Source organism: Phocaeicola sp. RTP21198st1_B8_RTP21198_201120, assembly GCF_040929485.1.
Classification (GTDB): domain Bacteria; phylum Bacteroidota; class Bacteroidia; order Bacteroidales; family Bacteroidaceae; genus Phocaeicola; species Phocaeicola dorei.
Genome location: NZ_JBCOCI010000053.1, coordinates 7,309 through 28,377, shown reverse-complemented (window position 1 = coordinate 28,377; position 21,069 = coordinate 7,309). Strand labels below are relative to the sequence as shown.

General features: G+C 36.7%; 17 protein-coding genes and 1 pseudogene. 16 read left to right on the top strand and 2 right to left on the bottom strand.

The genetic code is table 11. From position 1 onward, the window contains the following. The first annotated feature begins 714 nt into the window (after positions 1–714). From AB5935_RS16610 to AB5935_RS16550, 13 genes are all read left to right on the top strand, one after another. Positions 715–1,263 (top strand): UpxY family transcription antiterminator, encoded by a 549-nt coding sequence (locus tag AB5935_RS16610; RefSeq protein WP_038606845.1) that lies wholly within the window; start codon positions 715–717, stop codon positions 1,261–1,263. Positions 1,264–1,345: 82 nt separating this feature from the next. Next, entirely contained in the window at positions 1,346–1,729 is a 384-nt protein-coding gene (locus AB5935_RS16605) for a hypothetical protein (RefSeq protein WP_008654669.1), read from the top strand. A gap of 95 nt (positions 1,730–1,824) precedes the next feature. Continuing rightward, the gene (locus AB5935_RS16600) at positions 1,825–2,118 is read left to right on the top strand and encodes a hypothetical protein (protein WP_153868468.1); all 294 of its coding nucleotides are present in this window, start codon (positions 1,825–1,827) and stop codon (positions 2,116–2,118) included. Between the two features lie 315 nt (positions 2,119–2,433). Further along, on the top strand, positions 2,434–3,999 hold the full coding sequence (locus AB5935_RS16595; protein ID WP_007835146.1) for a lipopolysaccharide biosynthesis protein: 1,566 nt from the start codon (positions 2,434–2,436) through the stop codon (positions 3,997–3,999). Between the two features lie 15 nt (positions 4,000–4,014). Beyond that, the gene (locus AB5935_RS16590; RefSeq protein WP_007835148.1) at positions 4,015–4,905 is read left to right on the top strand and encodes a glycosyltransferase family 2 protein; all 891 of its coding nucleotides are present in this window, start codon (positions 4,015–4,017) and stop codon (positions 4,903–4,905) included. A gap of 57 nt (positions 4,906–4,962) precedes the next feature. Continuing rightward, positions 4,963–6,219, top strand: a complete 1,257-nt coding sequence (locus AB5935_RS16585) for an O-antigen ligase family protein (RefSeq protein ID WP_227191494.1) — start codon at positions 4,963–4,965, stop codon at positions 6,217–6,219. 18 nt (positions 6,220–6,237) lie between these two features. Beyond that, positions 6,238–7,065 (top strand): alpha-1,2-fucosyltransferase, encoded by an 828-nt coding sequence (locus AB5935_RS16580; RefSeq protein WP_007835151.1) that lies wholly within the window; start codon positions 6,238–6,240, stop codon positions 7,063–7,065. Between the two features lie 78 nt (positions 7,066–7,143). Continuing rightward, positions 7,144–7,878 carry an acyltransferase gene (locus AB5935_RS16575; protein ID WP_007835154.1) on the top strand — a complete coding sequence of 245 codons (735 nt, stop codon included), beginning with the start codon at positions 7,144–7,146 and terminating at the stop codon, positions 7,876–7,878. Continuing rightward, entirely contained in the window at positions 7,859–8,893 is a 1,035-nt protein-coding gene (locus tag AB5935_RS16570; RefSeq protein WP_038609746.1) for a glycosyltransferase, read from the top strand. Before AB5935_RS16575 ends, AB5935_RS16570 begins: the two co-directional genes overlap by 20 nt. Before the next feature lie 70 nt (positions 8,894–8,963). Next, positions 8,964–10,877, top strand: a complete 1,914-nt coding sequence (locus tag AB5935_RS16565; RefSeq protein WP_368327493.1) for an HAD family hydrolase — start codon at positions 8,964–8,966, stop codon at positions 10,875–10,877. 1 nt (position 10,878) lies between these two features. After that, entirely contained in the window at positions 10,879–11,973 is a 1,095-nt protein-coding gene (locus AB5935_RS16560) for a glycosyltransferase (RefSeq protein ID WP_007835159.1), read from the top strand. Between the two features lie 8 nt (positions 11,974–11,981). Further along, entirely contained in the window at positions 11,982–12,695 is a 714-nt protein-coding gene (locus AB5935_RS16555) for a WecB/TagA/CpsF family glycosyltransferase (protein WP_007835160.1), read from the top strand. A 185-nt stretch (positions 12,696–12,880) separates the two neighbouring features. After that, the gene (locus AB5935_RS16550; protein WP_050553491.1) at positions 12,881–13,690 is read left to right on the top strand and encodes a YjbH domain-containing protein; all 810 of its coding nucleotides are present in this window, start codon (positions 12,881–12,883) and stop codon (positions 13,688–13,690) included. 106 nt (positions 13,691–13,796) lie between these two features. Here the strand turns inward: AB5935_RS16550 and AB5935_RS16545 are convergent, their stop codons facing one another. Both AB5935_RS16545 and AB5935_RS16540 read right to left on the bottom strand, forming a co-directional pair. Further along, entirely contained in the window at positions 13,797–14,957 is a 1,161-nt protein-coding gene (locus AB5935_RS16545; protein ID WP_007849250.1) for an acyltransferase, read from the bottom strand. A gap of 180 nt (positions 14,958–15,137) precedes the next feature. After that, the gene (locus AB5935_RS16540; protein ID WP_038609739.1) at positions 15,138–17,243 is read right to left on the bottom strand and encodes a M3 family metallopeptidase; all 2,106 of its coding nucleotides are present in this window, start codon (positions 17,241–17,243) and stop codon (positions 15,138–15,140) included. Positions 17,244–17,564: 321 nt separating this feature from the next. Between AB5935_RS16540 and AB5935_RS16535 the strand changes: the two genes are divergently transcribed. From AB5935_RS16535 to AB5935_RS16525, 3 genes and pseudogenes are all read left to right on the top strand, one after another. Next, entirely contained in the window at positions 17,565–19,874 is a 2,310-nt protein-coding gene (locus AB5935_RS16535; protein WP_007835167.1) for an ABC transporter permease, read from the top strand. Positions 19,875–19,908: 34 nt separating this feature from the next. Next, positions 19,909–20,583, top strand: a complete 675-nt coding sequence (locus tag AB5935_RS16530) for an ABC transporter ATP-binding protein (RefSeq protein ID WP_007835169.1) — start codon at positions 19,909–19,911, stop codon at positions 20,581–20,583. A 20-nt stretch (positions 20,584–20,603) separates the two neighbouring features. Then, positions 20,604–21,069 (top strand): annotated as a pseudogene (locus AB5935_RS16525) (ABC transporter permease); the annotation flags it as partial.

The following is a 21,069-nucleotide window of genomic DNA, read 5'->3' as shown; positions in this document are numbered from 1 at the left end:
TTGAAGAATAAAATGACCAGAAGATAAATAATGCCATATTGTTATTGCACCAGCTTTCCGTTTTTCAGTTCCGACATCAGTTGACATTTAAAGAGACATCACTAAAAATAGCGGAATATATTTTCGTCCTATTTATTAAATTGCTATCTTTGCCACGTTTTCCACGCCGGTACTTCCGCAAGGAAGTTAGGGAGGTGGGAAATATACATATATAGAAAAGACGTTTACTTGACGTTTTGTTCTTGGCTCTACAGAACTTCGCAAATTCTAAAATCCAGCCAAAACAAAGCAACAGTAGGTGTCTGCGGGGTATGTTTATATCCTTGGTGCGCCTTTGCCGGTCAAAGGTGCATTCAAGTGTCATTATACATATCGGCGTGGGCTTCTGCGTTGCTCGTTCAGACTGGATTGGGCAATGCGAAGGCCTTGTAGGGCGGGACGAGTAACAGGTACAGATTCCCGCGCTTTTTTTATATATAGGTATTACAATTCTGATTTAACACATAAGAACCGTCCGGTTCGGGAATCTGCGGAAGGTCATTGGTTGACCCGACAGGCTGCATCTACATTGTGCGGATTCCCATCCTCCATTTGTTGAAATAGCTTTTCTCCGGTCAGCTTAATCACAAGAGGCCGATTCCTCTTGTATTTTACGAAGCTTCTCGTAATTGATTGAATTACAGATATCTATCTGTAATTCAAAGCTCCATAACTATGTTCTCAAGTGAAAAAATGCAATGGTTTGCCATGCGTGCCACTTATCGCCGGGGGATGCAGATCAAGGCTTTGTTGGATAAAGAAGGAATCAACAATTTCATCCCCATGCGTTACGAAGTTCGTATAAGGAACGGGCGCAAGAGGCGTGAGCTGGTTCCCGTTATCAGTGATCTGATATTTGTTCATGCCGTCCAGTCCGAACTTCAGAAGGTGAAGTTTAAACTTCCGTATTTTCAATATATGATTGATATCCGCAACGGGCAGAAAATCATTGTGCCCGATGATCAGATGAGGCAGTTTATCGCTGTGGCTGGAACGTATGACGAGCATCTTATTTTTTTCAGTCCCGACGAGGTGAACTTACGGCGCGGTACGAAAGTCCGTATCACAGGTGGTGACTTCGAGGGCTACGAGGGGGTGTTTGTAAAGGTAAAAGGTGCTAGAGACCGTCGTGTGGTTATCAGTCTGCAAGGGGTGATAGCTATGGCCATGGCGACTATTTCGCCGGACTTAATAGAAGTGATAGAAGAGCCGAAGAAGAAATAATTTCATTTGCTACGTTAAACATTGTTATTCCCTGATTAATGGGAAAGTAAACGATCTGATTATATAAATCTTATATATAATAATGTGTAGAACCACATTTATGCCGTCAGGCATCCGGCTCCAGCAGCTGATTCAGAATCAGCATAAGGAAATCTTAGCCAGGGAAAAGAATAATGATAAATTCATTCATCTGTATGACATTGGTGCGTATTGGGCGGCCTTTGAGCGTTCCGCCTGTAGGTTGAGCGGCTTGTTTTCTGAAAATGAACTGACTTTGTTTTGTGTCCCGGATTGTGTGGAATATGTGGTGATGGCTTCCGTTCCTGCCGATGAGGCAGAGAGCTATTTCCGTGAGTACATCATTTTGCACGATGGAATTTACCGGAAAGTGTGGTCGGAGCATTCTTTGCTGATGGGGGATTATCGTCACTGGCATGAGACGGCTGTGAGGTCTGTTTTGTTGTAAAGAAAAGTATGCGGACTTCGTGGACCAAGTAAGTGGTGTTACTTTGCTTGGGAACATATCTTACTTTTTTTACGCAGATATCTTACTTTTTTTCAATGGAATATGGTCATCCGTCATGCTCTATAGGGAATACCCTGAAAAATCCTTCAAAAGCTTCAGCCTGCTCGCAAACGCCCTACCCGTGGGCATTCCGGCTGAAGGATTGGGTTCAGGAATCCTTCAGCTGGGGTTGGAATGTTTCAGCCGAGCTGATATTCTTCCGATTTTTGGGGAATCGTTTTTCTGAAGGATATTTTCCGGCTGAAACATTTCACAATGCATATCCTTCAGCCGGAATGCCGACAGGCAGGGTGTTTGCGGAGTGGCTGAAAGATTTGAAGGAAAAGTAAGGCGTTTCGGCATGTAGATACCGTTATGGAAAAAACAACAGGTCAAATTTTTAAAAGCTCTTGTTCTTTTTTTTAAAGACCTTGTTCTTTTCGGAAAAGAACAGGACGTTTGAAAGGTTAGTAATGTGCGTGCCGGAAGATTAGTAATGTGTGGGGTGACACATTACTAATGTGTGGGCTGTAAGCTTAGTAATGTTACAGGTGGAAGATATATATCTTTCAAGTGATTTGAGTATATTAATAGAATCAGGATACATATTACGGGACTTGTCTATTATAGACATAATATTTTAATGTGCTTTTTTATAATTGAAAATGTCTGCTTTATCTCAGCAAAATAATAAAAGAATAGCTAAAAATACTCTATTACTTTATTTTCGTATGCTTTTCAGTATGGGAATAGGTTTGTTTACAAGTCGTATTGTACTTGAAAGTTTGGGAATAGAGGATTATGGCATATACAATCTTGTTGGTGGTATTGTTACAATATTTGCTTTCTTAAATTCGGCTATGATTGCAACTTCACAACGTTTTATTTCATATGAGTTAGGAAAGGGAAATTTACATAAACTTAAAGATGTTTTTTGTACGACTTTAACTATACACATAGCTATTGCGTTTATTATTGTTGTTTTATCGGAAGTAATAGGAGTTTGGTTCCTCAATACCAAACTGAATATTCCATCAGATAGAATGATGGCTGCCAATTGGACACTCCAATTATCTATATTCGTATTTGCTGTGAATGTAATCAGTGTTCCTTATAATGCTTCTATTGTGGCACACGAAAAAATGAGCGCATTTGCATATATTAGTATCTTCGAAGTTAGTTTGAAGTTAGCAATAGCCTATTTGCTGTTATTTATATCTTATGATAAATTGATTGTATATTCAATTTTGGTATTTTGCGTTGCATTGCTTTTACGTTCCTTATATTGCTTTTATTGTAAAAGGCATTTTGAGGAGTGTCATTATACTTTTAGCTTTAATATTGAACAATTTAGGGAAATGTTTGCCTTTGCTGGTTGGAGTTTGGTTGGGAATTTAGGATTTTCTTTTAAAGATCAATTATCTAATATTCTCTTGAATCTATTTTTTGGTACAGTTGTTAATGCTGCACGCGGAATATCAGTTCAGGTAGGTTCGCTAATAAATAGTTTTTCTGCTAATTTTATGATGGCGATGAATCCACAAATAACAAAATCGTATGCAGTAGGAGACTTATACAGATCTAAAGAGTTAGTATATGCAGGTTGTAGATTTTCATTTTATTTGTTAGCTGTCATTTCCCTGCCTATAATGATTAATATTACCTATATATTAAATTTATGGTTGGTAGAAGTTCCACAATATACGGATATTTTTCTGATATTAACGATTGTATGCAATCTTTTGTATGCTATATCTAGTCCATTAACAACAGCCATGCAAGCCACGGGAAGAATCAAATGGTTTCAAGTAATAATTTGTATTGTTATGCTGACAGAATTACCGATAGCTTATTTATTGTTATCAATTGGATATCCGCCATATTCAGTTCTCTATGCATCATTATTTGTTACATTATTGGGGGTACTTATTCGGATAGTTTTAATAAGTAGAATCTTGCCCATCTATGAAATTAGATACTATGTGACACATATTTTCAGCAAAAATATACTTATTGTGTTTATCACCTATTGTATAGCTTATATCTTACATAAAAAGATGGAACAGGATAGTTTTTTTACAGCTGTTCTTTCAAGTTTTATATTAGAACTTATTTTATTTTCTCTTGCCTATTTATGCGGTCTTTCATCAACAGAAAGATATGTGGTAAACCAAAAGTTAGTGACCATTTTAGAATCAAAGCGGAGAAAAAATAAACAAAAAAATATTTAGTTTGTATTAGTGCGTATGGAAATAGAAATTAATTATTCTTTTATAATACCTCATAGGAATGTACCACATCTTCTTCAACGATGTATTGATTCAATTCCCAAACGTGATGATATCCAAATAATTATAGTTGATGATAATAGTGATCCTAAGATCGTGAATTTTGAGTGTTTTCCAGGCTTAAATGAAAAATGTGTTGAGGTTTATTTTACAAAAGAAGGGAAGGGAGCGGGATATGCCAGGAATATAGGATTGACTTATGCAAAGGGAAAATGGTTTTTGTTTCCTGATGCAGATGATCATTATACAACAGATTTAATGAACGTTTTGGATAAATATGTGAATAGTAATTATGATATAATTTATTTTGCCTGTGATCATATCATAGAAAAGACCATGGAACATTGTGATAACATTATCTCTATACAAATAAAATCTTATCTAGAAGGACATAAAGACATGATAAATAATATACGGTATTATTTATGGGCTCCATGGAATAAAATGATAAAAAAGGAACTTATTTGTGAGGATGTAGAATTTGAGGAAATTGAAAAGGGAAATGATGCTTTATTTTCTGTAAGAGTTGGATATAGATCAACTAATATAAAAGTTATTAAAAATAAAATATATGTTTATTATACACGGGAAGGAAACATATCTACATCTAAACTAACATTTGATAAAATGTATAGTCTATTTACTAGTAGGTATAGAATTTACCAATATTTGTGCTATGGTAAAATAAGAAGATATAATACTGCACTTTGGAGTTGTTTCCGATTAGCTTTAAATAATAGGGATATTCTTTTTGCAATTTTTTTTGTGCTGTCAATTCCCTTGTATAGATTCAATCCTGTAAAAGAGAAAAAAAAGGCCTATTCTATGTTCCTAATAGACAATAAATAATAAAAGATGCCATCTGTTCTTCTATTCATCTACTTTTGTTTCGTTCTTCTTAAAGATGTGAAAAAAGGTATCATACAAATAGTTGTTATTTTGCAGATATTCATATATTTAACTCTGTGGAATACTAGTCTTCGCCTGATTTATCCGACATCTGTTGTGGCTATTTGTATTTTTGTTTATCGGAAATGCAGAAAAAGAAGATTAGTTATATATAGATCAAAAAAAGGAAAATATCCCATATCGTTAATTCTTATTTCAGTCTTAACTTCAATCAGCTATTTAATTTCTAATTATTTGGCATTATATCCTCCTGATAACATGCTGACCTTTGCTAACATATATTTCTTTTTCATTTTACCCGTGTTTTTATGGTATTCATTGGATTCTAGAAAATATATGATATATTGTTTGCAACTTCTTAGTGGATGTATGTTATTTGCCTGTGTTTATTCTATTATAGAAGTTCTTTTTAATAAGAATATTATTCAGGACGTATTGCTGAGCTTATTTGATGTACATGGATATATAGCCCAAGGTGCGGAAAGATATGGTTTTAAACGAAGTAATTCTATATTTTCTTATTATCAGCCTTTTGCTTTATATTGTTGTATGTGTTTTTATCTTTACTTTTTTTGTAGTCGGTATTATAATTATCCATTGAATAAAAATAAAGTAACAAAGCTATTATATTTCCTTCCATTATGCACTATTCTTACAGGGACTAGGGCTGGGTATGTTGCCATTCTTATTGGTATACTGCCTTATTTATTGAGTGTAAATATTTTTAGGTATAAAGTTTTTTATAGAATAGTAGGTGTGTTTTTAGTATCATGTTTGTTTTTTTGGAAATTCTATTTTACTCTTATTTATTCTACTTTATTTGCTAACAAAATGGACGTAGGTAGTAGCAGTGGTATGAGACTAGAGCAATGGGGATCTATTTTATGGGCTTTTGAGCAAAATGAATTATGGGGAAATGGGAGCTCATATTTGTGGAATGTTGCCACACAGAATAATTATGAAATATTAGGTGCTGAAAGTATTTGGTTTTCTTTATTGATAGATTATGGAATAATGGGTGGCTTAATGTTTATTTTTCTTGTATTAGTATGTTGTTTTTTGATTTATAAATGTCAGAAAACTGCTGTGCTTTTTCCTGTTATATATTTTGTTTTTTTATCTCTATCTGCTCCGATTGATGAAAATATAAATATTCTGATGACTTTTGTTGTTATCTTTTTAAGAATGGACTATTGGAGTCGAGATTCTGAATTAAAGTGGTGTAATATAGTTATATCATCTACTCATAGGTGAACAAATGGAAGTATTGAAATGAAATTTTTTGTTTTTGGTGGAGGATTAGGTAACCAACTTTTCCAGTATAGTTATTATAGATATTTGAAGAAGAAATATCCTTCAGAAAGAATTTTGGGAATATATCCTGATAGTTTAAAGGCACATAATGGGATAGAGATTGATAAATGGTTTGATATAGAATTACCTCCAACTTCTTATTTATATAATAAATTGGGCATTCTTCTATATCGTGTGAATCGCTTTTTATATAATCATGGCTATAGATTGTTATTTTGTAATAGGGTTTATCCTCAATCTATGAAACATTTTTTTCAATGGGGAGATTGGCAAGATTATTCTATTATAAAACAAATAAATATTTTTGAATTTCGCTCGGAACTTCCTATAGGAAAGGAAAACATGGAATTTCTTAAAAAAATGGAGACCTGTAATTCAATCTCAGTGCATATTCGTCGTGGCGATTATTTGAAAACAGATTTAATACATATTTATGGTGGTATATGTACATCGAAATATTATCGGGAAGCAATTAAATTCATGGAACAAGAGGTGGAAGAGCCGTTTTTTTTCTTTTTCTCTGATGATTGTTTATATGTGGAAACAGAATTTGCTGATATAAGAAATAAAATAATCATATCACATAATAGAGATGATCGCAGCTTCTTTGATATGTACCTGATGGCTCATGCTAAAAATATGATTTTGGCAAATAGTACCTTTTCATGTTGGGCAGCTTATTTAAATAGGACAGCAAAAATAATTATAACTCCAGACCGATGGGTGAATACTGATTTTTCAAAATTAGAAGCTTTGCCAAATGAATGGATAAAAATTCGTGTATAATTTATAGGTAATGTTCAAATGCTCTAAGTAACATATTAATAGGTTTTTATATTAAATATTCATTGTACAATTCAATATATGATAAAATTATCATCTATAACAGCGCATATATTAGATATTTGGCATCGCCGAAACAGCAGATCGTACATTGCTCATCTGCGTTCACTGGGTATAAGAATTGGTGATGGTTGCATTTTTAGAGATCCGCTGACTACGAGAATCGATGTTTCAAGGCCAGCCTTGGTTTCCATTGGTAGTAATGTTGATATGAATACATATTTCCAGATATTGACGCATGATTGGGCTAGCTTTGTTTTTAGGAATAAATATCATGATTTTGTGAATTCTTCAGGAAGAGTGGAAATAGGTTCGAATATTTATATTGGCACAAATGTCATTGTATTACGTGGTGTTACTATTGGTGATAACTGTGTTATAGGTGCTGGCAGTGTTGTAACACATGATATCCCTGCCAATAGTGTAGCGGTAGGAGCTCCTTGTCGTGTAGTGTGTTCATTAGATGAATATTATCAAAAACGGAAAGTCAAAGGATTGCAGGAAGCTGTGGAACATGTTAAGGCTTTTCAAAAGAATTTTGGTCGAGATCCTTTGCCTCATGAATTATATGAAGAATTCATCTATTTTGTAGATGCCTCAAATGTAGAGGAATATGAACGTCAAGGTGTGCCTGTTCGGTCTCAGTTAAGTATAGCTTATGGTGATTGGTTATCTACTCATAAGGCGAAATTTTCGTCTTATGATGATTTTATTCAATATGTAAATCAAAAAATGAATGAAACAGCCGAAAGTTAGTATAATAGTCCCTGTTTATAATGTGGAGAAATATCTTGATCGTTGCATGCAATCGCTTCTTGGGCAAACGCTGAAAGAATTAGAAATTATTCTAGTGGATGACGGTTCACCGGATAATAGTCCTGCATTATGTGATAATTATGAATCAGCGTCAGATAATTTGCATTGGCCGATTATCAAGGTGATTCATAAAATTAATGAAGGTCTTGGCTTTGCCCGTAATTCGGGGTTGGAGATAGCTACTGGTGAATATATAGCATTTCTGGATTCCGATGATTTTGTAGATGTGAATATGTATGAACAGTTATATTTAAAAGCAAAGGCCAAGGATATTGATGTTGTTTATTGTAATTGCAATATTTATAAAGATAAAAAGCATATTTATCCTCGAAAAGATGTAGAGGAGGAGGTTGTCTTCAGAGGGCGTGAAGCTGTTGATGATTTTTTGCTTGATATGATAGCTCCATTGCCTGAATATCATCATGATGTTCGCTATATGATGTCGGTGTGGCATGCTATATATCGTCATAGCATTTTTATGGAGCATAGAGTACAGTTTGTGTCTGAACGTGAATTTGTGAGCGAGGATATTATTTTTGATATTGATTTTCTTTCACATGTAAGGAGTGTATGTTATCTGCCTGATTGTTTGCACTATTATGTTGTAAATCCATATTCGCTTTCTCATACTTATGATGATGCCAAATACCATAAAATGGTAAATTTATCTCGGATAATAAAAGAGCGATTGGCAAAAATTTACTCTGAAGAGAAATATTATTTGCATTATCTTCGCTCGGTATTTTTTCTTCTTCGTAATACTGTAATGCGTATGGTGTTAGCTGGTGAAACAGATCAGAAGATCAAAAGAATATTAGAAGAAAAACTATATCAAGAATTATTGTCTAATTATCCTTATCAACGAATGGATTTAAAGCATAGAATAGTATTTTTTTTATTGAAATATAAATGCATTTTATTATTAAAGATGCTGTTTAAATCTGTTAAATCTTAGTCAGAACCCCAAATATTAATCAGCGAGATTTCCCTATTTATTAGGGTCTCTAATCAATTGAGGCTTATATATGGATCATAAATTGAAATATATATTAAAACATGATTGTGTATCTTTTGACATATTTGATACGTTAGTAAAAAGATATGTTTCCTTGCCTACAGATGTGTTTGATATAGTTGAATTGAGGTATAACAGTTTACATGGTACCAGTAATGAGAAAATAAGAGGTTTTAAGGAATTGAGGATAAATGCCGAACTTAAGGCTAGAAAAAAAATAATAGAAGAAGTTTCAATCGATGAAATTTATAATTTTATAGAATTTAGTCCAGCTATAAATGAAGAATTGAAAAACCTAGAATTGAAGACGGAGTACGAAGTTTGTATTCCCAATAAATCTATTGTCAGTCTTTTTAATGAATGCCTTAAGAATGGAAAAAAAGTAATAATAACATCAGATATGTATCTTCCTGAAGATATAATAAAGGATATTTTAAGTCATTGTGGCATTACAGGTTATGAAAAACTTTATCTTTCTTCATCTATAAAAAGAACTAAAAGAACAGGGGCTTTGTTTCGTTATATCTTAGATAAAGAAAATCTAAAACCTTGTCAATTAGTTCATATTGGAGACACACTAAAGTCTGATTTTATTAGACCAAAGATAATGGGTATACATACAACTATGATAACTCTTACAAAGTCAAAAGTAGATAATACAAGCTATTTATCCCTATTAAATAATGTCATTGATTATATGTGTCAAACAAAAGAGGATTATTTTAAATATTTGGGCTATAGATGTTTGGGCCCTTTATTATGGGGATATATTCATTGGCTAATTAAAAATTTTAAAAAAGAAGATCTTAATAAGATTTATTTTTTTGCTCGTGATGGGCTTATCATGAAAAAAGCATTCGATATTGTTAACAAAGATGAGAGGCTGAAAAGTTATTATCTAGAAGTATCGAGAAGGAGTTTGCGAGTACCCATTTTGTGGAATGATCCATCATTTATTAATTTATTGACCATGCTGTCACCTTCCAAAAGGATATCATTGAAGTCAATATTTGATGGAGTTGGATTAAATATTATTGATCATATAGCTTTAGTTAGAAAATATGGATATGATTTAAATTCTTATTTCTATAGAAATACCATATTGGAAGAAAATAGATTAATGCTTTTATATAATGAGTTGCAGAATGAGATTATTTTAAACTCAAAAAAAGAATTTGTCTTAATGTGTGAATATATGAAGCAAATGCACGTTGAAGGACGTTTTGCAGTTGTGGATATAGGGTGGTCAGGTGGTATGCAGAGATTTCTTCAAAAGTCACTGGGAATAATAGGTATAGAAAATGAAATTTTAGGTTATTATACAGGGGTAGCTGATTATTATAAACGAAATATGAATGATGGAAAACTATCATTACATGGATATTTGTTCGATTTTTATAATAATGTAAACAGTGTGGATAAACGAAGTCCGTTTGTTGGACTTTATGAAACATTGTTTTTAGAGCAAAAAGGATCTGTAAAAAACTATATTCGTGACAAAAATGAATGGCTTGTGGCAGAGAGATATGATTATGAATATCAAATGAATGGCGAATTACAAGAGGAGTATTATATTGTAGAAAAAATTCAGTCAGCAGCTCTAGATTTCATTAATGATATAGAAGCAATAGAGTTTGTAAAATATATTCCTTTCACTCCGGATGTGTTGTTTGCGAATTTAAAAGCAGTGGGATTATCTCCTTCTCGAAAGGATTTAGAGATGTTGGCAAAAGTTAGATTTTTTGATGAGGGAGAGACTTTTTCATTAGTTTCTAGTAAGTCGTTTATTTATTATGTGTTTAATCCTCGATGTTTAAAAAATGATTTATTGTCTAGTAAATGGAAAATAGGTTTTTTAAAATGCTTGCTTAAAATTCCTTTTCCATACTTTAAACTTTATAAAATATTGAAAAACAGAAACTAAAATGACAAGAATACTTGTTGAGAATTTAAATGGTTTGGATCTAGGTGGCATAACTACTCATATATTCAATTATATTTCAGTCTTACAGCGAAGCAGTGATTATAAAATTGATATAGTGGTAACGGTACAAGAAAACAATGATGTTATAGATAAATTCAAGTCTCTAGGGTGTGGAATCATTCATTTGCCACATCGGCAGAAGCAATTATTTCGTTATATAATGGCATTATGTCGCATAATGTATAAAGGAAGTTATGACATTGTTCATATACATGGAAACAGTGCTACAGCTGTTTTGGAATTACAAATTGCAAAATGGTTAGGTATAAAGGCAAGAATTATACATAATCATTCTAGTTGTTGCCAACATAAAATTTTAAATAAATTATTGTTGCCTGGATATAGGCGTTCGTTCACTCAGGCTATAGCTTGTTCTATTGAAGCTGGTGAATGGCTTTATGGTGAAACACAATTTACTATTTTGCGTAATGCTATCAAAGTGGAACCTTTTATATTCAATGTAGATAAAAGAAAGACAATGCGGTGTGTCTTTGGTTTTAAAGATGATGAATATGTGGTAGGCCATATCGGTATATTCATGGAAGCAAAAAATCACTCCTTTCTTATTGAAGTGTTTGCCAAATATCATGCTTTACAGCCAAAGTCAAAATTATTGCTAATTGGTGATGGTGAACTGCGCCATCTTGTAGAAGCGGCAATAGATAAAAATAAAGTCAATGATTGTGTAATATTGGCTGGATTGCGTTCTGATATCTCAGATGTGTTACAAGCAATAGATATTTTTCTTTTTCCTTCTATTTATGAAGGTATGCCATTATCTGTGGTAGAAGCACAGGCATCAGGTCTACCATGCATTATTTCGGATGCTGTAACTAAAATGGTAAACATAGGTGAAGATGTAATTCAATTACCTTTAAGTAAAGGTGCTGACTATTGGGCGGAATATCTCGGTAATGTTAAATACGAATTGTCTCGTCAAGAACGTTGCGAAAGAAATACTGAACTTATCACTAAAGCGGGTTATAATATAGAAACGGAGGCGGAAAACCTCATGAAAATTTACAAAAACTTGTAGTATAAAATATGACATCCCTCTTAGTCAATCACATTTTGCAAACAGAGAAATGGACGTCTCCCGAACTTTTCGAAACGAAAAACAGAATTTACACCTTTCTCAACCCCGTATCTTACCTCATAGCTTTAGAAAACAAATCCCTATTTGAACAATTCGATGGTATTTTTGCCGATGGCTCTTTACTGGTTTCTGCCATAAGATTAGTATACGGAAAGCGAGTGACCAGACGTAGTTTTGATATGACCTCCCTTGCTCCCGAATTGTTGAATTACCTCATGGAAAGCCGTAAAACGCTCTATATCGTAGCCTCGGGTCAAGAACAAGTGGAGTGTTCTGTGAGGATATTTCAAGAGCAGTATCCGAAGTTACGCATTGCAGGGTTCAGGAACGGATATTTCTCTTCGGATGCTGAAATGAATAAGGAAGCTTCTCATATAGTCGAATTAAATCCGGATTTTCTGATAGTAGGTATGGGGGCCTTGATGCAGGAAAAGTTTCTGCTTAAGGTAAAAAAGATGGGTTACCAAGGCATCGGCTTTACGTGTGGTGGCTTTGTTCACCAAACGGCAATGAATAGGATGCACTATTATCCGGACTGGGTTGATAAGATGAATTTGCGTTTCGTTTATAGAATGTATAAGGAGAAACATACACGTACAAGATATCTGCAAGCTGCATTCTTGTTTCCGGTACGCTTTATCGGGGAAAGAATTTTCGGATGAAAGAGCAGACTTTGCTTATTGCCATGTAAATAATGGAGAATGGCAACAACAGGACGAAGATAGCAGTAGGAATAATTTTTCCGAGTATTTTTAATACATCTGTTTTCATGCTGCAAATATAAATTAAAATTCATAGAATAGTGAAATTAAGAACTCTAATATTTCTGGGGGGACTCTTTGGAGGAATGAATGTTATCAAAGGGCAGGCTTTTTATGGTACTACAGGACTACTTCATGCACCTACTGCCGTTATGCAGAAAGATAAAACCGTTATGCTGGGAGGAAATATGCTGGATGTAAATATACTTTCCCGATATTGGGTGAGAAGTGAATATCATCCCTATACCTATAACTATTATATAAATTGTACTCTGTTTCCTTGGCTGGAAGTAGCATATACTTGTACGTTGGTAAAGGGGATACATGGTTCTTCTTATTGGCCTCAGCAAACTTGGGGCAGGTTTACCAATCAGGACAGATCGTTTCATTTCCGGTTGAGGGCATGGAAAGAAGGCTGGTGGAAGGCTTGGACGCCTCAGGTAGTGATTGGTGCGAATGATCCGGGAAGCCATTCTTCAAATGGAGGTGGAGACATAGATTGGGGGGGCGGTGGTAGCGGAAACCACAATTACTTGACACGTTATTATCTGGCGGCAACGAAACATGTTGAATTTAGTGGAATAGGTACAGTGGGGGTGCATGTAGCTTGGGTTATCGGTAAAGCTATGAGTGATGTGCATTATAGCCGTCCTGCTGCAGGGGTAAACTTTCATTTTGGCATGAAGGGCGAAGGTTTCTGGCAGAAAGCTCTGAATGGATTTAATCTGATGGTGGAAGTGTGTCCCGGACATGCGGAAGATCTGCATACAGCAACTTATACTGTGAATGTGGGTGGAACTTATTCAATATGGAAAGACCATATCAATCTTATTGCTGAACTGAATGACGGTAAATATTTTAGCGGAGGTATATTCTTTAAATTACATCTCAAATAACTGACTTGATTTCTAGTGGATGAAGCATTATAAGAATAGCCGGAATCACTTGGAAAGAGTAGTTCTGGCTATTCTTATATAACGATATTTGTATGTCCTGTTTTTATTATCCTACAATGTATTTAGCATTCTTGCCGCTTATTTTACGAATGAATACCACAAGCAGCCACGATACGCCAAATGCCACGACTGCGGCAGCGGGAATTTGTAAAGGCACGGGAACACCGATATTGCGCATCAGGACTACACCCGGACCTGTGAAAAAATAATGTATCATATAGATGCCAAAACCACATACGGTCAAGTTTGCCAGCATACGCTGGATCAGTTCTGAGCGTACTTTTACTTTCTTGGCTATGAGGAAGAAAGGGATAGTCATCATAATCACATTCAAAGAATTATAGGTGAAGAACAGTTCTAACATTTCATCAGTGCATTGTGGTAATGCGGTCATGTGGCGGAAACCGAAGAATGTGACCATGTAACCTGCCAGAAACATGGGGATACAGACCGACAGTGTCTTACTCCATGACCAGTCGTGGTTGCGCAGATAGTGTCCCAATAGCAAGTACCCGTTGAATCCGGCAAAATAATAGAGCATATTGAATGAGTTCCACGCACAGCCTCCCCAAATGTATGGGGATACGAACTGATAATAATAAGGTAACAAACCAGTTATTCCCCATGCGACAAGAAACCATAGTTTGGCTTTCTCCGAGGCCTTTTCTACCCATGCGGAGAAAATAGGAAGGTATAGATATAATCCGATAAGCAGATAGATATACCACATATGTACGTCTAATAAAGAGAAATTGAGAGGCATTTTTGCTATATAACCCAATGATACGTTGAGTGACTGACGGGCGGCTTCTTCACCGCTATAAGGGAAAAAGTCAAGAATTATTTCGGGATTAAGTCCCAGCAATCCTGTAAACCAAGGAAATAAATTATAAATGACACTCCAGATAAGGAACGGCCAAAATACACGGCTGATTCTTTTTTTGTAGAAAGCGGATATTTCGCCACGTACGGGAAGCAGCAATGCTCCTGTAATCATGACAAACAGTGGGACACACGGACGGAGAAAGGCTCCGTAGGCGGCTCCCCAGAATTTGATTTCATCAATGTTGGCTGGCGGTTCGCCGGGGTAAAAGTTGAACGGGTCTGCACTATGGCAGCAAACTACGGTGAACATGGCTACCAAACGAACGACATCCAGCCATACCACATGTTTTCTTGTGGTGTTCATAGCAATAGGTTGATTCATAATTTAATTTTTGATTTGACAGGCATAAAGGTACGCTTTCTCTGAGGATTATTTCTTGCTTTGGAACAAAAAATAAAAAGAACTATCCGCAATCATACTACGAAATGAGAATCCTCCCACTGCAAGAATCACAATCATTTGTCTTTCGCAGGGGGAGGAATTCTATTTTGGGTTAGAGGGTTATTTTAGTCCTCTGTTCTTCAACAAGGGATCAATACCGGGTTCTTTGCCGCGGAAATTGACATACATGTCCATCGCATCGTCAATGCAGCCGGGAGTGAGGATATATTTGCGGAACTTACCGGCCACTTCCTGATTGAAAATATCGCCCGTTTCCTTGTATGCCTCGTATGCGTCACAATCCAGCACTTCCGCCCAAATATAACTATAGTAACCGGCAGTATATCCACCACCCATGGTATGGTTGAAATAAGTGGTGCGGTAGCGTGACGGAATTTGTTTCAGCAATCCGCGCTTACCTAATGTTTCTGTTTCGAACTGCATAACGTCCATATCATTGGGAATTTCTTTTAATACATGATAATCCATATCCAGCAGGGAAGCAGCTAAATATTCAGCCGTAGCGAAGCCTTGTCCGTATTTGCCACTCTTGTCCATTTTTTCAACCAGTCCGGCAGGAATAACTTCACCTGTCTGATAATGTTTGGCATATACATTCAATACCTCCGGTTCAAAAGCCCAATGCTCATCTATCTGTGACGGCAGTTCTACAAAATCACGCGGAACACTAGCCACACCATAATAATGTACATCTTTGAAAAGATTATGTAAAGCATGTCCGAATTCGTGGAACAAGGTATTCGCTTCGTCTGCACTGAGCAAAGCGGGTTGTCCGGCTGCCGGTTTGGTAAAGTTGCATACCACGGTTACTACAGGAGCCACTTTCTTGCCGTCCTTGTAGGTCTGTGAACGATAGCTTCCGCACCATGCGCCACCTTTCTTGCTGGCACGCGGAAAGAAGTCCATATAGAGTACACCTAGATGAGAACCGTCTTTGTCCTTACATTCGAATGCCTGTGCATCGGGATGAGGGAGGGGAAGATTGTCCAGCTGGGTGAAAGTGATACCGTATAGTTTGTTGGCAACATAGAACACACCGTTACGTACGTTTTCCAGTTTCAGATAAGGACGTACCTGATTTTCATCCAAGTCGAATTTGGCTTTCTTGGCCCGGTCTGCATAATAACGCCAGTCCCAACCTTCGGCTGTGAAGGTTTTTCCGTCTTTCTTTATTTCGGCATTGATATCTGCCAGTTCTTCTTTGGCTTTGGACAGAGTAGGTGTCCAAATCTGGTCTAATAATTTATATACGGCATCCGGTGTTTTCGCCATACGTTCTTCCAGTGCAAAGGAAGCATAGTTTTCATATCCCATCAGCTTGGCTTTTTCCAGACGGGCTTTGAGCAGTTTGCGTACCACTTCCTTGTTGTCGTATTCATTTCCGTTATTTCCTCTGTTAATGTATCCTTTGAATATCTTTTCGCGCAGGTCTCGGTTATCGGCATATTGCAGGAAAGGCATGACGCTGGGATTATGCAGGGTGAAAATCCATTTGCCTTCCATGCCTGCTTCTTTAGCTGTTTCGGCAGCACTGGCAATCAGGTTTTGGGGTAATCCGGCTAAGTCTTCTTCTTTGTCCACGATCAATTGGAAAGCATTGGTTTCCTTCTGCATATTTTGGCCGAAGGTGAGCTGCAACATGGAAATCTCACTATTTAATTCACGCAATTTTTTTTGACTTTCGGCATCCAGGTTGGCACCTCCACGTACAAAATCTTTATAGGTTTCTTCCAACAACTTCTTTTGCTCTTTGTCCAAATTGCCGGGATTTTCATAGACAGCTTTGATACGTGCAAAAAGTTTTTCATTTAAGGCGATGTCATCGCTGTGTTTTGATTGTAGTGGAGAGAGTTCACGGCTCAGTGCATCCATTTCATCATTGGTATTGGCGCTTTTCAGTCCGTAGAATACGGTGCTGACTTTACGAAGTAACGTTCCGCTTTGATCCAGTGCTGCAATGGTATTCTGGAAAGTGGCGGGTTCGGGGTTGTTTACTATAGCGTCAATCTCTTTCTGTTGTTCTTCCATGCCCTGCAAAAAGGCGGGTTTGTAATGTTCCATCTTGATTTGGTCGAAAGGAGGAACCTGGAAGGGAGTTGTGTACTCCGAAAGGAATGGATTTCCGGTAGGGGCTGCCTGTTTCCCTTGCGAACCGCAACCGCTTAATATGGCAACCGCACAGGCTGCCAAAAGAATGTGTTTCATAATAATTTGTTTTATATAGGTGATAATGCAAAGATAGTAAAATAAGGCAAATTCCAATAAGTTTGAAGCGTAGAACTATTTGTTTGTTTTCATAGTCTGTCTAATTATCATACATCATTGTCTAATAATTAGACAGACTGTTTCTTTTTGTTATTTTGCAATGTGTTGTTAATCAGTTATTTGTTTGCGTGGCACGGTTTTGGCATTTATATTATAGAGAACGAATTATAGAAACTTTAGTTTCTTATACACTTTATGGGAAGTAACGTTGTGAAACGGGACTTCTCTCTTTCAAAATAATAATGATTAAAAACACGAAATATGAAACAGATTTATTATGTCATTCAGGCTTTGATACATGGACGAAGTTCTAATATAATAAAAGTCGTCTCGTTAGGCTTGGGCCTGACTATGAGTATTCTGCTTTTCTCAAGAGTTGTGTATGAGCAGAGTTTTGATACTTGTTTTAAGGATCATGATAAATTATACCAATTGTGGAATATATGGACAGTAAATGGGGAACCTCTTCCTCCTAGTGAATATATTATCGGTGCAGCTGCCGGAGGCATACTGGATGCAATGCCGGAAATTGTGGAATCGGCGGCAAGTGCGGGGATATGGCCGGTATCATCACCTGTTTACAACGGAAGTGTCCGTTTTGATGATTTTAAAGTTGCTGCTGATTCATTGTTTTTTCAGACAATGGGTATTGAGGTCTTGAGTGGTGATCCGGTACGCGAATTGCAGCAAAAAGATGTAATTTTCCTGAGTAAAGATTTGGCGGATAAAATGTTTGGCGGTGAGAACCCGATTGGTAAAATAATTAGTTTCAATAAGGAAATTGAGTTGACAGTCAAAGGAACGTATGCTGCTTTACCTGAGAATTGTACTATGCGACCGAAGGCCGTCATTTCCTTGCCTTCTATCTGGAGCCGCCGGATAGGAAATTATTCATGGAACGGTGGGGACAGCTGGAAAGAATATATCCGGTTGAAGCAGGATATTGATTTGGATGAATTGAACAAGCGTATTGATATGGTAGTACAGCAACATATTCCCAGAAGTGATAAGTTTGGAATCACTGTCATGGCAAAACCTGTTCGGGATACGTACCGTGGATATGATGAAGTGAAAAGAATGCGTAATATTATGCTTATTTTAGGTATATCTATTTTGTTTATCACGACATTGAATTATGTGTTGATTTCTATTTCTTCATTGAGCCGGCGTGCCAAAAGTATTGGTGTTCATAAATGCAGCGGAGCGGGGACGGGTACTGTTTTTGGTATGTTTATGTGGGAAACAGGTATTATTATTTTGCTTTCATTGTTTTTGATGGTTTTTTTAATGTTTAATTTCCGGGAGTTTGTGGAAGATACTACAGCTGCTAAACTGGAGTCCCTTTTTGCGGTGGAACGTATTTGGGTGCCTTTGGGAGTGACTGCTGTCTTATTCCTCATTGGTGGTGTGCTGCCGGGACGAATTTTTTCAAAGATACCGGTCACACAGGTTTTCCGGCGTTATACAGAGGGTAAAAAAGGATGGAAACGTCCGTTATTGTTTATCCAATTTGCAGGAGTGGCTTTTATATGTGGATTGATGTGTGTAGTGATGCTCCAGTATCATTATGTTATTAATAAAGATCCGGGTTATAATCCTGAGCGGGTAGTGATTGGTATTAATAATGCACCGGATGCTGAAGCTCGGCTTGCTGCCCGTCACTTTTATGAAGGGCTTCCATACGTGGAAGCATTGACCTCAGCAACTAGCTATCCGTCTAATGGATATAGCGGGCAGATGATACCGGATGAGAAAGGAACGAGCCTTTTTTCCAGTCGCTATGATTTTACTCAGGAGAATTATGTCGCTTTTATGGGAATGGCCATACAGCAAGGGCGTGTACCGCGTGAATCCGGTGAGGTGGCTGTCAATGAGGAATTTGTGCGGAGAATGCATTGGGGAAAAGATGTTTTAGGTAAGAGTATTCAGACAGAAGAAGGACGTGTCAAAATAGTAGGTGTGATTAAAGATTTTAATATTGACGGATTCTACTCAGAGCTGAAACCATTTGTTCTGCACCATCATCCCAGAGATTTGGCTGATCTTGTTTATCTCCGTCTGAAGGAACCCTTTGGTGAGAATCTTCAGAAACTGAACCGTGATGCTGCCGAAGCTTTTCCGAATCAAACAGTCGGTTTTGAAAGCTTGGAACAAAAAATGGCGGATAGTTATAATTCCGTTCGTGTATTTCGTAATGCGACTTTATTGGCGGCAATTGCCATCTTGTTTATTACTTTGATGGGACTGATAGGCTATATTAATGATGAATTACAGCGACGTTCGAAAGAAATTGCTATTCGTAAAGTGAATGGAGCTGAGTCATTTGCGATATTGGAAATGTTGGTGCAAGATGTTCTTTGGATTTCTTTCCCGGCTGTAGTCGCAGGTACATTAGGGGCATGGTATGTAGGTGGTTTATGGATGGAACAGTTTGCTGTGACTGTAGGTTCGCTTGTTCCTTATTATGTATGTGTAGCTATTGTGGTCTTGATATTGATTGTCAGTTGTGTCATTTCCAAAACATGGCGCATTGCCAATGAGAATCCAGTAAAGAGTATTAAATCAGAATAAGGATCAATAGAACAAACAATTAAAATTTATTATTATGATACAGATTGAAAATTTAAGTAAGGTATTTCGTACTTCAGAAGTAGAAACAATTGCGTTGAATCATGTAAACATAGAGGTGAAAGAAGGAGAGTTTGTAGCTATTATGGGACCATCAGGTTGTGGAAAATCCACGTTGTTGAACATTCTCGGATTATTGGATAATCCTTCGGAGGGTAGTTATAAACTGATAGGAAAAGAGGTGGCCAATCTAAAAGAGAAGGAACGTACCCGTTTGCGCAAGGGTGTGATAGGTTTCGTGTTTCAGAGTTTTAATCTGATAGACGAACTGAATGTTTTTGAAAATGTGGAATTACCGTTGACTTATCTTGGAATCAAGGCCAGTGAACGTAAGGAGCGTGTTCTGGAAATTTTAAAGCGAATGAACTTGAGTCATCGTGCCAAGCATTTTCCGCAACAGCTTTCCGGTGGTCAACAACAGCGTGTGGCTATTGCCCGTGCTGTGGTTACTAATCCTAAATTGATCCTCGCCGATGAGCCTACTGGTAATTTGGACTCAAAGAACGGTGCTGAAGTAATGAATCTATTGACCGAACTTAACAAGGAGGGGACTAGTATTGTTATGGTAACTCACTCTCAGCATGATGCCGGATTTGCTCATCGTGTCATTCATTTGTTTGATGGTAGCGTAGTGGCGAACATTAAAGAATAATTAATGAAAGGAGGGTTGTTATGAAACAAATCTATTATGCAATACAATCGATATTACACGGCCGTGGAAGCAACGTGACGAAAGTCATATCGCTTTCATTAGGTCTGACTATTGGTATTTTGCTTTTTTCACAAATAGCATTTGAACTCAATTATGAGAAATGTTACCCTGAGGCCGACCGATTGGTATTGGTACGTGGAGGGGGAGAGAATGTGAAGACTGGAGAGAAAGGAGAAGGATATGATGATAGCTTGTTTGCTCCGATGGCAGAAGCGTTCCGCAGTGATTTGTCACAATGGATTGAAAATGCTACAGTCATTTTCAATTTTGAGACATTAAATGTATTCAAGGATGGTCATAAGCTGAAAGATGTAAATTACGCTTATGTAGATACTTGCTATTTCCGTACTTTCGGCATCAAAGTATTGAAAGGAAATCCTGAGGAATTACAAAGGGCGGGGAGTATATTTGTTTCTGAAACTTTTG

Bases quoted from the DNA above. Each gene is read 5' to 3' on its own strand.
- AB5935_RS16590 (WP_007835148.1), top strand. From the start codon at position 4,015: ATGGAAATAGAAATTAATTATTCTTTTATAATACCTCATAGGAATGTA.
- AB5935_RS16565 (WP_368327493.1), top strand. From the start codon at position 8,964: ATGGATCATAAATTGAAATATATATTAAAACATGATTGTGTATCTTTT.
- AB5935_RS16540 (WP_038609739.1), bottom strand. From the start codon at position 17,243: ATGAAACACATTCTTTTGGCAGCCTGTGCGGTTGCCATATTAAGCGGT.
- AB5935_RS16555 (WP_007835160.1), top strand. From the start codon at position 11,982: ATGACATCCCTCTTAGTCAATCACATTTTGCAAACAGAGAAATGGACG.
- AB5935_RS16580 (WP_007835151.1), top strand. From the start codon at position 6,238: ATGAAATTTTTTGTTTTTGGTGGAGGATTAGGTAACCAACTTTTCCAG.
- AB5935_RS16530 (WP_007835169.1), top strand. From the start codon at position 19,909: ATGATACAGATTGAAAATTTAAGTAAGGTATTTCGTACTTCAGAAGTA.
- AB5935_RS16550 (WP_050553491.1), top strand. From the start codon at position 12,881: ATGAATGTTATCAAAGGGCAGGCTTTTTATGGTACTACAGGACTACTT.
- AB5935_RS16595 (WP_007835146.1), top strand. From the start codon at position 2,434: ATGTCTGCTTTATCTCAGCAAAATAATAAAAGAATAGCTAAAAATACT.
- AB5935_RS16575 (WP_007835154.1), top strand. From the start codon at position 7,144: ATGATAAAATTATCATCTATAACAGCGCATATATTAGATATTTGGCAT.
- AB5935_RS16570 (WP_038609746.1), top strand. From the start codon at position 7,859: ATGAAACAGCCGAAAGTTAGTATAATAGTCCCTGTTTATAATGTGGAG.
- AB5935_RS16560 (WP_007835159.1), top strand. From the start codon at position 10,879: ATGACAAGAATACTTGTTGAGAATTTAAATGGTTTGGATCTAGGTGGC.
- AB5935_RS16605 (WP_008654669.1), top strand. From the start codon at position 1,346: ATGTGTAGAACCACATTTATGCCGTCAGGCATCCGGCTCCAGCAGCTG.
- AB5935_RS16610 (WP_038606845.1), top strand. From the start codon at position 715: ATGTTCTCAAGTGAAAAAATGCAATGGTTTGCCATGCGTGCCACTTAT.
- AB5935_RS16600 (WP_153868468.1), top strand. From the start codon at position 1,825: ATGGAATATGGTCATCCGTCATGCTCTATAGGGAATACCCTGAAAAAT.
- AB5935_RS16535 (WP_007835167.1), top strand. From the start codon at position 17,565: ATGAAACAGATTTATTATGTCATTCAGGCTTTGATACATGGACGAAGT.
- AB5935_RS16545 (WP_007849250.1), bottom strand. From the start codon at position 14,957: ATGAATCAACCTATTGCTATGAACACCACAAGAAAACATGTGGTATGG.